The sequence below is a fragment of the Mucilaginibacter sediminis genome (assembly GCF_051903035.1).
Classification (GTDB): domain Bacteria; phylum Bacteroidota; class Bacteroidia; order Sphingobacteriales; family Sphingobacteriaceae; genus Mucilaginibacter.
Genome location: NZ_CP170602.1, coordinates 307798 through 321247, shown reverse-complemented (window position 1 = coordinate 321247; position 13450 = coordinate 307798). Strand labels below are relative to the sequence as shown.

Below are 13450 nucleotides of genomic sequence, written 5' to 3'. Positions count from 1 at the left end.
GGGTTAAGATTTTTTAATAAAGTTTACCAGGATAACATCATTTTCCCGGATATCAAGCTCTTGGGAATACACAGAATTAGGCTTGATTTCAATTTGCCGTTTTGCGACAGGAGAGCCATTTTCTTGTTTTAACTTTTCAACCTGCTGCCTGTTTAACTGTCCGGGCCTGCCCATATCCACATAGCCAGTGTATGCATCGTTCACCCTATACCCTACTTTATAAATTTCCATAGTATATTTTCCGGCAGGTACATGCGATAGATTTATTTTCACTTTTCCTTTTGGTTTGGCGGGCAAATTCTTTATGTAATAAGATTGATTATTGACAGAATCCGGTAAAGTATAGGTATAATCCCACAATAATGCCTGGATATCCCCTTTATCATTTTTGCAAATCCATGAGCGTTTATCGGTATTGGCTAACTCCGTTCCTCCAAGTTTATTCATAAACTTATAGGAATAAAAAGCCGGTTTGTTTATGCCTTGAATGTTGAGTAAACCAAAACCTCCATGAAAAGGTGTAAACCGTGGGCCTGGTTCTTCAAACACATCCGTAAAAACCCAGTACGACATGGAGTTGGCCGCATTGCCAGCCTGTTTTAATTTTTCCAGGATATAGGCGGCTTCATGATAACTATCATGCACGGGATCTGCCGGTGTGTACGATGCGCTCCATTCTGTATAATGCAGTTCCAGGCCAGGTTTTGCTGATTGAGAGATTTGTTTACGGGAATTCAACACATCGCCACTCACGGCCAGCGAATCTTTACTTAATACCGTGCCCGAATTACCATACTCATCCAGAAAGCCTTGGTTTACCCCATAAGAATGGGTACTTACAAAATCGATTGGAATGTTATTCTTGCTGCAATGGCTTATCATTTCGGGAACCCAGGCCGCGCCTGCAGTGCCTGGGCCACCTACTTTATATTCGGGGTTTACGCTTTTAACCGCCTTTACAGAATAATCGTATAATTTAAAATAATCGGCTTGTGTACCTGTCCAGAATCCGGGAGATAAGTTAGGCTCATTCCATACTTCAAAATACCAGGATTTTACTTCTTCGGCACCGTATCGTTCTGTAAAATGCTGAACAAGGTTGGTAATGAGCGCCTGCCATTTGTTATAATCTTTTGGAGGGGTAACATTACCACGCCACCAAAAAATTGTCTGGCTGCCGCTTGCCAGGGCATTAGGCATAAAACCCAGTTCTACAAAAGGCTTCATCCCAATTTTATGCAGAAAATCAAATAGGACATCTACATACATATAATTATACTGAGGTTTCCCTTTTGAGTCTTCGGTATACACGGCCATATCATCGGTAAGTAAGCCATGCATGCGGATATACCGGAAACCACATTGTTTTCTTACGTATTCCAGTTGTTGCTGCCAGTCGGCACGTAGCCCTTCATTTGCCCGGCCTGCACCTACACAGGTATTAAACATGGTATTAAGCTTACCCGATGTCTTGTTTAAATCTACATTAATCGCTCTTTGCCCTTTTACATTTGCCAGAAAAGCGAATTGCGAAACCACCAATACCCAAATTATTTTTTTCATCTGTTTTGTTAATTCTTATTAAAATTATTCTGTCCACACGAGCACGCCCGATGGTTTTAGTGTTTTTTCCCCAATTAAAACTTTTGCTTTTTCCGGCAGGTTTACCGTGTAATTTTCTGATGAGTAATTTAATGCTGTATAAAAGCCATCGCGCCAATAAACAAATACACCGGGAGGATAATCCTCCGTTGTAGCGCCGGCATCTTTATAAATCTGCCTCAACAAATCCTTTTCTAATTTAGCATCATCGGTATCTACACCGATATAGGTTACATCGCCTTTGCCAATCCGGTGTTTTACTACAGCAGCTTTTCCTTTATAAAACTGGTTATTATAGGTGGCCAGCACACCGGAAGTATCATTTGGCACAAGCAAATCCGCCCAACTATGCCATGGGTAATGATTTGAATTCATCAATATATCGCCTTTGCCGTATGACGAAAGCATATCGGTTTGGCTTATATGGGCGCCAATCAGGTTTGAAATTGGTAAGGCGGTCTCCCCTTCCCAAAAATGCCCTCTGCGATCTTTGGTACCCGTGCGGCAGGTAATAACCAGGTGGCCGCCTTTGGCTACATAGTCATTCCATTTTTTTACCAATACAGAATCAATCATTTCATAAGCGGGAACGATTACACACTTATACTTCGACAAATCTGCCGTTTCCTGAATTACATCAACAGGTGCACCTAATGATCTTGCCGTTTTAAGGAATTTTACCGGGTAATCCCAGGTATTCCATTGTCCTGTCTGCTTTTGCCTGTCAATGCTCCAGTAATTTTCAACGTTCCACAAAAGCGCTGTTGACCGTGCGGCCAGCTTTGCGGGCATTTTAGTGCCTGGGGTAAATTTCCTTCTCAGTTCTGTTATTTCTTTCATAAACTGCATGTAATCTTTACCGCCCTGCGAGGGTGTTACACCATCCGTTTGTATCACACCGGCATGATATTGCTCTGCACCGTACAAGATTTGACGAAAGCGGTACGAACAGGCAATCTTTCCACCAGCCACAAAACTGTGGTATAACCATAGCCTAACGGTACCCGGCAAAAGCAGGGGGTTGTAGCTTCCCCAATTAACTGGGCCCGGCTGAATTTCCAAAACGCCTGACACGCCACCCACAGATTTGTAATATTCTGAAGCAAAAAGAACAACATCGCTATTGCCTAAACGGAAACCCGATTCGCCAAGATTATCAGTACCGCCGTTTGGATATGCAGTGTATGTTGCAAAATCCAGTTTAGCGGTACGGTTAGGATCTGAACTGGTGCAAACGGCAGTATAGTTGGTGGTAACAAATTGCGCCTTTGAAACGTAATTGCGTAAAACTTCCGCCTGAAAATCAAGAAACTCAGCCTGGGCATCTGCCGAATATCTTTTAAAATCCAGTAATGCGTGAGGATTGTTACCCCACCAGCCTACCAGGTTGGTATTAGGGATGATAACCTGATCAAAACTATTAAACCACTGGCTCCAGAAGGCGGCACCCCAGGCAGTATTTAATGCATCAATGGTTTTGTATTTATTTTTCAGCCAGGCCCTGAATGCTTCCTGCGATGACGGACTATAATCAGATACCGCACCGGGTTCATTATCTACCTGCCACCCCATTACATTTTTGTTCTGCCCGTATCGTTTAGCCATCTCTGCTACTATTCTTTGTACAAAGCCACGGAATTTGGGATTGACCATTGATTCCAACCCACGTGTACCATTTTCCGCCCGGATATAATGCCCGTCCATAACAAACGTCTCCGGGTAGTTTATCCGCATCCATGTTGGGGTGGTTGCAGAAGGTGTGCATAGCAACACCTTGAGATGATATTTTGTGCAAAGCCCCACCACCCTGTCAAGCCAGGTAAAATCAAACCGGCCTTCTTCGGGCTCCATTTTGAACCAGGCAAATTCAGCCAGGTGAACAAACTCAAATCCCATGTCTGATATCTTTTTAATATCCCTTTCCCATTGGGCTTCACTCCAATGTTCGGGGTAATAATAGATACCGGTTGTTACCAAATCTTTTTCCGGGAAAAACCGACTGGCTTCCTGTGCTTTTAGCGCAGCCGAAGGGATTAAGATCCCTAACATAATTGTAGTTATTAATTTTCTCATCAAAAAGGTCCCGGGCTTTTCTATAGAAGCTATTTTAAGTTGTTTCACCATAAATTTCATTCAGCATTATCAATAATGTCATTTGTTATAGATGCAGGTGATATTGACTCTGCAATTATTCGAATGTAATTTGCACCTTTTCTGTGTAATATTTTAGTTAGCTCCCGCATTAAGCGCTACAATTGTACGTTGATCTTTTACGGAATAATTTTGCCTGTCCAAAGCACCACCTGTGTCCCAGAAAAATGGCAGCATCCCGTTAGCTTTAGCTTGTTTAGTAATATAAGTTAGCCAATAATCCACTGCATCGTTATGCGTTGCCAAATCTAAAGGGATATGTTTGCTGTTGTTACGCCTATAGGCACCATACTCGCCCAATAAAACGGGAATCCCTTTGTCGGCGAACTTCGCCTTCATTTTGTGGAAAGTTGCATTCACATCATTTTCTTCACCCCATGTGGCATTGTGGTTGGGTTCTATTGCAGAGTGGTGCCCGGCCCCCCAATAATAGAACATTTTGCCCCAGTTGGCATCGCCGTCCATCAGGCAAAGTTGATACGGCGAGTAGTAATGAACCTCCACCATCATCCGCGCTGCCACCTGGTCCAGTGGCAGGTTAGTCATCAAGTCGTTTGTTTTGTCGATATCCGTTGAAGGGCCCTGAACTACCAGCACCCTGTAACTGTTCCTGCCACCGGTGGATCGAACCGCATTAACAAAGGTTTGATGATAGCTGGCGAGCGTCGCCATCTTTTCCGCATTGTCTGCATTCGGCTCATTGGCACTGGCAAACATCAGGTGTTCATCAAAATCGCGCATAGCTGTTGCAATTTGCTCCCAAAGCGCTTTTTGTTTCGCGTTAACAGACTCTTTTTTAACAGTAGTACAATTGTTTTCGAGCCACCCCTCGTCCCAATGTATATTGAGTAAAACATACATATCGTTTTCCACACAATATCCTATTACTTCTTTAACCCTGTTAAGCCAATTTGTATCTATACGCGCTTTGTCTTTATCAGCTAAATGCGTCAAATTCCAGGCGCATGGCAGGCGGATAGCGTTAAACCCCTGCTGTTTTACAAATTTTATATAGTCTTCTGTAATGATAGGACTCCCCCAGCCTGTTTCACCGCCGGGTGCTTCAAAAGTATTGCCGATGTTCCACCCTAACCTGATTTTAGCGGCGAGCTGAACGGCATTGCTTTTCATTCCTGCTGAATCGGGGGCCTTTGGCGAGGTGTTATAAGAAGGATAAATAGCAGGCCGCGGGAAACTCGCATTCCTATTGTAAGCATTCGCGCTTTTTAATGAAGAAAAAGACGCGAGCATTATTATAGATATTATTATTTTAAAAGAGTACTTAATTTTCATTTTCTCCTAATCTTTACCTAAAAGATCATCTGAACAGAATACTGTTCAGATGATCTTATTTACCACCTACAATAGGTGAATTTAACTAAAGGTTTTATATCAATTGTTGGTATGCTTAAAACCCTGCACCTTTTTTTAGCGAATCTAATGCCTGCCGGTCTCCTATATATGCGGGCTGTGGTGTACTGGTATTTGGCCGTTGAAATATACCGCTGGCCCATAAAAACGGCAGCACACCATGTGCTTTGGCTTGCTTTGTGAGATAAGCATAGTAATGCCAACCCGATCTTAATGCCAATATCGAATCAGCCGGGTATCCTTTTAATTTATCAGCGTGATATTGCACGTCAAATTCTCCCATAACTACCGGGATACCCTTATCGACAAATTTTGTTTTAACGTCTTTAAATGCGTTATCCATATAAGCTTCTTCTGTTGAAGCTACGCAGTTGCGATCCAGGAAGAGTGGGTTTGTTGTATGAAAGTCTTTTCCCCAGAAATACAATTCTTTTCCCCAGCTTGCATCGCCACTTAATATGCAAAATTGCGACGGGCTATAATAGTGAAACTCTACCATCATTTTATTAGGGGTAGGGTCGGTAGGTAGTGTCGGTGTTTTATACGCATTAGCCGGATCAAGATAAGAAGTAAGCAAATCAAGTGACGTAGAAGGCGACTGTATAACTATAGTACGATAAGTATTTTTACCACCGGTACTGCGCACCGCATCAACAAATGATTGGTGATAACGCATTAAGGTAACAGTTGTGGGTACATCACTCGCATTGGGTTCATTGGCACTGGCAAATATCAAATGCTCGTCAAAATCACGCATCGCTGTGGCTATTTGCTGCCAAATTGCTTTATGCTTGGCATTAACAGTATCCTGTTTAGCACCTGTAACTGTGCAGTCGATATAACCTTCGTGGTGGGTATTAAGTATCGCATACATATTGTCGTTAATGCAATATTGAACAACTTCTTTTACGCGGGCGAGCCAGAGTGGGTCTATTTCCTGAGTTTGGTTATTTATTATGTGGTTACTCCAGGTGCAAGGAATCCTTATGGAATTCATACCAGTTGATTTTACCAGATCAATCAGTTGCTGGGTAACTTTAGGGTTTCCCCATCCGGTTTCCCACCCGGGCGCATCCAAAGTGTTATAAATATTCCATCCCATTGTCATCTTTGCGGCGAGCTGCGAAGCGGTGCTGCCCATGCCTGTTACATCGGGTGCTTTGGCCGACGTGTTATATGATGGATAAATTATGGAATTTTGCATTATGGTAATTCGCCTGCTTTGACCATTAGATGAACTCAGATTTAATAGCACCGACCGGGTACTGCCTGATGAATTTGATGCAGCCGTTAATTTAATGGTCACATCCCCGTTACTACCCGATGCTTTGTCTAAATGCAGCCACCTTATACCGGTAGTATCAATGCTCCATGCGGCGTTAGTGGTAAATTTCAATTCTACAGTTCCACCGCCGTCGGGTATTGCATCTGTCAGATTGGAAAGCGTTAGTTGTGCGGCCGGCGTTGCCGATTTTTTACAGGAAACCACCACTAAAATGGCAAAGAAAACTCCCAGAATTTTATACGCCGTCTCTATTTTCAATATCTTCATTTTCGTTTTTTATTTAATTTTTACAATACGGATATTATCAAATGCGCCATAAAAGCCTGTAGCAGTTTTCGCTGCGTCATAATTATGCACATATATGTTGGCGGCGGTATTTCCTGTTGGGCCAAGCAAATCGGTAATTTTATTTATGGAAGCTCCCATGCCCTCACCAAGTGTTGGATCACTTGCACGGAACGACGTTAACGGAATGGTTAAAGTAATCCAGCCCTTTGTTTTGTATGCGGTTCCGGTCTTCCATGGTTCCCATCTGTATACATATCCACCACCTGCATCTGTTGTAATATCAAGTGCACCACCGTTCCAGCCTTTTGCAACACTTATTTCTAATTTTATGGCCCAGTTGCCTGGTGCGTCATTAAGGTTAGCCACCGGCACCCATTGATTACTTGATAAGCGGGTTCCGGAACCGCCATACCATGCCCCATCACCGCTATTCAAAATACCAGTATTCAAAAAGATAAATATGGAATTGTTTGTACCCAATACACCATCAAAGTCGGTGGTGTGGGTAAGCCAGCCGAATGGATCATTTGAGGCTTTATTAATACCACCGCTACCCGCTGCCCACCAGCCATTCATACCATTAAAACTCCATCCGCCTTCCATGTTCTCGATAACACCGTTTTGTAGGTATGTTGGCGTATAAACCTTGTAAATAGTAGTACCCGTGCCAAACTTTGTAGTAACAGATACAGGTCCGCTTTGCGATGTTGCAGGCGCAACAAAAGCGACAAACTTTAAATCAGCCGATGTTTTAAAGGAATTAATCGCAGCACCGGCATAACTTAGCGATTGAATATTCTTCAAATAGGTACCGTAAACATAAACTGAATCGCCAGGGCTGGCATTTTCGTTAGAAATACGTGTAATCGTTGGTGTGGCCTTAATCGTATCCACGGCTGTACCGGACTTAGTGGTTATCACTATTTGGGTAGTGGGCGTTGCCGCCGGCATAAGAAAACCCAGAGAGCTTCCGTCAGAAACTGATTTGAACGATGAAATCTTGGTTCCGCCATATATAAACTGTTGAACCAAAACTAAATTTGTACCATACACATAAACCGAATCGCCTGGGTTGGCAAATACATTGGATATAGCACTTATAGTTGGCATCAAAGGACCCAATTTAAACCAAAACGTTGTTGACCCTCCAGGTGTTTTATAAACCAGACTATAGAGCTTAGTAGTATCAACCTTGGTATAATCGATGATTGGCAATTTTACCACAGCGTTATTCGGCGAAATAAAGGCAGCGTTAATGGAAGCAGGAACTCCATCAAAATCAATTTCTGTCGCATTTTTTAAATTATTCCCAACTATCGCCACATATACGCCGCCATTTGAATATATGGCACCGCTGGTTTTAGGATCACCGTTACTGATTTCAACATCGTTAGGTGAGGCAAGATAAAGTCTTACGCTTTTGACAACAGGGGCAGCGCCGCTGGCGTCAGCATTCTTTTTACAAGCTGGTGATAAAGCCACAATCATGAATAAAAGCGGCAAAAAACACAAGCTTAGGTATGATTTCTTTTTCATAACAATTTATTTAAAATGTTTCAATTAATAATATGGTACCGGTGGCTGTGTCAATTTAGGGTCACTTACCAACTCTGATGCCGGAATTGGTAGCGTAAATGAACTGATAGTGGCAGGGAGCGCAGTTGGAGTGGCAGTAGTATCTCTTGTTGCAATACGCGTTTTAGGATCATAAGTAAACGAGATACGACCGTGAGTGGCATCCTGGTCGTTAAGTAACTTCACAGCGTCATTCGGGGCATAATAAGAATACCTAACAAGGTCCATCCAATATTGTCCTTCATAAGCAAGCTCTACTCTTCTCTCAACACGCAGCAAAGCCGGGGTTATCGCAGTCACTATATCCACGCCGGCCCTTGCCCGCACCTTATTAAAATAAGTTAGGGCGTCACCATCGCTCGTAGCTGTATTATTCCCCAAAATAGCTTCAGCATATATCAAATACACGTCGGCCAATCTAAGATATGAATTGTGTTCAACTGACGACCAGATATCCATTGTTGGCGCATTGTTATCTTTTTCGTTGCCAATAACGTGTTTTTTCATTCCCGTACCGGTAGCCTTATAACCACCGGCAGCTTGATTCAACTCGGGATAAAAATCTCCGTTGAGCATAATAGTGGCTTTGCGCCTTACTGTATCCTTAGCTGAATACATCCGGTATAAATCGTAACTTGGCGCTAATGATTGCCATCCACCGTTCTTTGAAGGAAGTACCTCGTTGGTTGGCGCATACCAAGTCTGCAGATCGTTACCGTTTCCATAAGTAGCACCCGCAGCCCATTGAAGGGCAAATAATGATTCCTGGTTATCGTTGTTTTGAGACTTGAAAAGGTCGGCGTAGTTAGGAAGCAGCGACAATCCGCTATTTTTACACACATTACCCGCATATTTTTTGGCACTGTCAAGCAGTGCCTGGTCGCGCGAACCACTTTTGCCCCAACCAGCCATTGTTAAATATACTTTGCCCAGCATTCCCTGTGCCGACCAGGTAGTTACCCGGCCTTTTTCGTCTGTTTTGGGAAGGTATTGCGCTGCGTATGTTAGATCCTTGGCAGCGAATTTATAAACGTCCGAAACAATATTGCGAGGAAGCAACGGATTTTCTATCAGTTTACTGTTATCTTCAACAATGGGCACAGCGCCCCAATACACGGCCAAATGATAATAAGCCACGGCACGCACAAATTTCGCCTCGGCTATGGCAGCATTTTTTTCTGCCAGGGGGATGGACGCAGCAGCCTGCGCCTGTATGGCGTTAATAACCGTATTACATTGCGCAACAATACTGTACAAGCCGGTCCAACCATCTGTCACATAACTATTTTGCGCTGTAATGGTGCGTGTAAAAAGCTGTACTAAATCGTTACTGTAACCGAAACTACCAGTGCCGGCCAATACGTCGCCAAGTGGTAGCATGCCGCTTCTGTTCCATCGCCCCCACTCCCCGCCGGCGTATAGGCTTGCAGTAGCCAGCCGTAAATCAGAGGTGGTTTTGTAAAAATTATTTGAACTGATCTGCGAGTTGGACGGGCGGTCCAGAAAACTCTTTTTACATCCGGCAATTGCTGCTGCAAGTAGCAGGATGATAATAATTTTGTTAGTTGATTTCATAAACATATATTTTAACATCAGTGATCGTATCTTATTTCAAGGTTATGTTTGCACCAAGCGTAAACACTCTCGGCTGAGCGTAATAACCGTTGTCCCAGCCCGACTGAAGAGGGTTCCATGAGCCCATTTCAGGATCTGTGCCCTTATATTTTGTAATTACAAATGCATTGGCTACAGTGACAAATACTTTAACAGATTGTACAGATACTTTTGATAAAATATTTTCTGGTATGCCATAACCTAATGTGATGTTTTTGCACCGCAGAAATGAAGCATCCTGGATAAACAAACTATTAGGACGATTATTACCGTTGGTATTGTCTTGTCTCAATCCAACAACCGTTGTGTTTGGGTTGGTAACATAGACATTGTTAATATCGGATGCAGAGCCGTTGGGATTTACCAAAGCCAATTTTGCATAATTTAATACCTCTGTAAAATAGTTGGTATTGTTTTGCGAATCGGTTTGCGACACTTGCACTTGATTAAACACCTTGTTGCCATAGTTGCCGCTGAAGAAGATATTCAATTCAAAATTTTTGTAGCTAAATGTATTATTGATACCATACTGGAATTTCGGGTTCGGGGATCCTAAATAAGTCTCATCTCTTGAGTCGATAATACCGTCGCCATTCAAGTCTTTAAACATACGATCTCCGTACCAGATCCCACCGCCCGACGAAGAAATTGGGTATGGGGTACCGCTTGAGTTAGCAGGGCGGGCATGTGTTTGAAAATCACTTGGTTTTGAAAAAATCCCGTCAAATATATAGCCATAAAACTCGCCAATGGGCTGGCCTACCCTGGTTGTTTGAATTATATCGTTATTAAATGACTGGCTTAAGTTAGCCTGGCTTCCACCGGAACCTAAATCAAGCACCTTATTAATATTCCGCGAAAGGGTAAAACCTGTTTTCCAATTAAAGTTTTTAGAAGTAATATTGGTAGTGTTGATTTGGAAATCAAATCCTTTATTGCTCATCGAACCCACATTGGCATAGGGTGCCACCATGGTTCCCGGCGAATAACCAGCAGCAGTACCCGTATATAACGGAAGCGGTACCTTTAATAGAAGTCCGTGTGTTTCGCGGTCATAAACATCCAATGTCAAACTTAACCGCCCGTTAAAAAACGTTCCGTCAATCCCTGCACTGTAATAATTAGTTTTTTCCCACTTCACAGACGGATTTGCCAAATTGCTTTGAAATTGTGCTGTACCTGACAGGCTGTTAGATACTGTTGTAAGTTGAGTTACAAAAGTATTGCCTGGTATGCCTTGATTGTTGGTAAGCCCATACCCAAGCCTCAACTTTAATTCATCAATACTTTTTATACCTTTTAAAAACGCCTCGTTATTAATTTTCCAGGCAAATCCACCTGAATAAGTAGTAACCCAACGATCGCTGCTTGGAAAATTTGAAGAACCATCGTTCCGTATATTGCCGGTTAGCAGATATTTATCATCCCAGGAAAAATTCAGACGACCGAACCAGGATTCCTGGGCAGAGCCCCCTGTGGGGTTTGATAGCGAATTATCGCCTGAGTTTGTGGCCGTGGTAGGATCCCCGGCATTAAGGCTCTGTACATTGTTTGAAGCAAAATTTCGTCGTCCGCCACCAACATTTTCGAAAGTACTTTCCTGCGATTCATGCCCTGCTAAAGCATCGAATTTAAGTTTCCTGAAACTATGGTTATAAGTTAAAAAATTGCGTATTACTGTATAAAAATTTTGGCCGGAGGCTGAAGAGCCGCTGCTGGGGCTGGGAGTACCTTTACCAAAAGTATAAGATGGCGAAAAATGATCTTCTGTACTAAAATCGAAATTACCAGATAGTTCATTTCGCAACGATAAACCTTGAGCAAGTTGGACTTCGGCGTATACGTTACCGAATATCTGATTTCTCTTTCTTAAGTTTTTTATAATTGTGGCCAATGCTACCGGGTTGGCAGAAGGTTGCACCCAACCGCTGTTGTTGGTAACGGCCCCCCAGGAGCCGTCACTGTTTGTTACCGGAATATCGGGGGTATTGTCTAACGCGGTTCTAATTACACTACTGCCGGTTGCAGCTACATTTTCATCAACGTGGGCCAATTGAAGGCTGGTCCCTATTTTTAGCCAATTTGTGGTTTTATTATCCAAATTGAGACGTACTGAATATCTTTTAAAATCAGATCCAAGGGCTATCCCCGTTTGGTCAAAAAACGTGGTTGATAGCAAATATTGGGTTCTGGCATCACCGCCACTTATTCTTAGCGTATGGTTGTTCATCGGGGCTTTCCGGAACAATTCTTTTTGCCAATCGGTACCCTTACCTAAATATTGGGGGTTGGCAAATTCGGGCCGCGAATCGAAGCCCCAGACGGCGGCCCGGGCGTTAATGAAAGTGGCAAGCTGTTGCAAATCTACTGTTGGTAGCCGCTTGGGTAATTCCTGGTAACCGGTATAGAATTCATAATTTATCTGCGGTGGTCCGGCTTTACCCCTTTTTGTAGTAATAACAACTACACCATTGGTTGCCTGCGAACCGTATATGGCTGTTGCCGAAGCATCTTTCAATACATCTATTGATTCTATCTCGGCGGGATTGATGGTATTCAATGGATTGGAACCACTACCGGGGTCAGAAACCGGAGGGATAATGACGCCATCTATTACAAACAGTGGCGAATTTGAGCCGGTTATTGACGACAAACCACGTATTTGAATGGATACGCCACCGCCAGGCTGACCCGATATTTGTTGAACCACAACTCCGGCTACTTTTCCCTGCAGGGCCTGATCAAAAGTGGTGGGCTGGGTTTTGCGCAATTCGGTACCCGATATTGAACTTATAGACCCGGTAGCGTCTTTTCTTGGTACTTTGGCATAACCAATAACCACCACCTCATTTAAGTTGCTGGAGGTTAAATTTAGCTTAACGTTAATTGCACCGGCTTGTTTAACCGTTACCTCGCGAGGTGCATAACCCAAAAAGTTAAAAACAAGTACTTTTCCTGGTTCAGCAGCTATATTATAGCTACCATCAATGCTGGATACAGTTCCGAGGCCTGTGCCTTTAATTTTAATGCTTACTCCTGGTATTGGTGCACCATCGTCGGCACTTGTTATTTTGCCCGTAATATTTACGGTTTGTGCATGGGCAGAAATGTAAAGGAATATGCCCGCGATAATTAATGAAAACTGGTATTTCACTCTTCTTTGTAAATTTTTATCCATCTGGTAACAGGATTTTAAGGTTTGATAATTGGTTCATTGTCTCTTTTGGTTAGTGATTAATTGGTTTTTCTTTCATTCATAATTTATTTTTGTTATCATATTTTCCCGGGCAAATAAATACCCCAAAAAGCCATTTGAAACTACTCCGCGGCTTCGTTTCCGCACATGATACTACTGTCCGAACAATCAGTAAAAAACTTCGGGTACAGCCAGACGCATGCTTACTAATTCAAAAAAAGTTAACTGTTGGTCCTATTGGTAATTGGTAAAACATTGTTCAAAGGCAACTTTTTTAAATACGTTGTCTTGAACTATATTCTGGGAGATGAAACTATAATAACTTAAAAAAGGAGAAGTGGCAGAGTTGAACAAAGATATAGACCAAA

At 42.8% G+C, this 13450-nt stretch carries 7 protein-coding genes; all 7 read right to left on the bottom strand.

Translation table 11 applies throughout. The annotated features are described in order from the left end of the window. Window positions 1–3: 3 nt before the first annotated feature. The gene (locus ACFGVS_RS01190) at window positions 4–1563 is read right to left on the bottom strand and encodes a GH39 family glycosyl hydrolase (protein WP_439697123.1); all 1560 of its coding nucleotides are present in this window, start codon (window positions 1561–1563) and stop codon (window positions 4–6) included. A gap of 24 nt (window positions 1564–1587) precedes the next feature. Then, window positions 1588–3651, bottom strand: coding sequence for a beta-galactosidase (locus ACFGVS_RS01185; protein WP_439697122.1), 2064 nt, complete (start codon window positions 3649–3651; stop codon window positions 1588–1590). 177 nt (window positions 3652–3828) lie between these two features. Further along, window positions 3829–5004, bottom strand: a complete 1176-nt coding sequence (locus ACFGVS_RS01180; protein WP_274208698.1) for a glycoside hydrolase family 5 protein — start codon at window positions 5002–5004, stop codon at window positions 3829–3831. Between the two features lie 157 nt (window positions 5005–5161). After that, a complete protein-coding gene (locus ACFGVS_RS01175) occupies window positions 5162–6676 on the bottom strand; it encodes a cellulase family glycosylhydrolase (RefSeq protein ID WP_274208699.1) in 1515 nt (504 codons plus the stop codon). A 9-nt stretch (window positions 6677–6685) separates the two neighbouring features. Next, the gene (locus ACFGVS_RS01170; RefSeq protein WP_439697121.1) at window positions 6686–8233 is read right to left on the bottom strand and encodes a glycan-binding surface protein; all 1548 of its coding nucleotides are present in this window, start codon (window positions 8231–8233) and stop codon (window positions 6686–6688) included. 24 nt (window positions 8234–8257) lie between these two features. Next, window positions 8258–9847: a RagB/SusD family nutrient uptake outer membrane protein gene (locus tag ACFGVS_RS01165; RefSeq protein ID WP_439697120.1), complete on the bottom strand. Its 1590-nt coding sequence runs from the start codon at window positions 9845–9847 to the stop codon at window positions 8258–8260. Between the two features lie 31 nt (window positions 9848–9878). Next, a complete protein-coding gene (locus ACFGVS_RS01160; protein ID WP_439697118.1) occupies window positions 9879–13064 on the bottom strand; it encodes a SusC/RagA family TonB-linked outer membrane protein in 3186 nt (1061 codons plus the stop codon). Window positions 13065–13450: the final 386 nt, after the last annotated feature.

Bases quoted from the DNA above. Each gene is read 5' to 3' on its own strand.
- ACFGVS_RS01180 (WP_274208698.1), bottom strand. From the start codon at position 5,004: ATGCTCGCGTCTTTTTCTTCATTAAAAAGCGCGAATGCTTACAATAGG.
- ACFGVS_RS01160 (WP_439697118.1), bottom strand. From the start codon at position 13,064: ATGGATAAAAATTTACAAAGAAGAGTGAAATACCAGTTTTCATTAATT.
- ACFGVS_RS01170 (WP_439697121.1), bottom strand. From the start codon at position 8,233: ATGAAAAAGAAATCATACCTAAGCTTGTGTTTTTTGCCGCTTTTATTC.
- ACFGVS_RS01165 (WP_439697120.1), bottom strand. From the start codon at position 9,847: ATGAAATCAACTAACAAAATTATTATCATCCTGCTACTTGCAGCAGCA.
- ACFGVS_RS01185 (WP_439697122.1), bottom strand. From the start codon at position 3,651: ATGTTAGGGATCTTAATCCCTTCGGCTGCGCTAAAAGCACAGGAAGCC.
- ACFGVS_RS01190 (WP_439697123.1), bottom strand. From the start codon at position 1,563: ATGAAAAAAATAATTTGGGTATTGGTGGTTTCGCAATTCGCTTTTCTG.
- ACFGVS_RS01175 (WP_274208699.1), bottom strand. From the start codon at position 6,676: ATGAAGATATTGAAAATAGAGACGGCGTATAAAATTCTGGGAGTTTTC.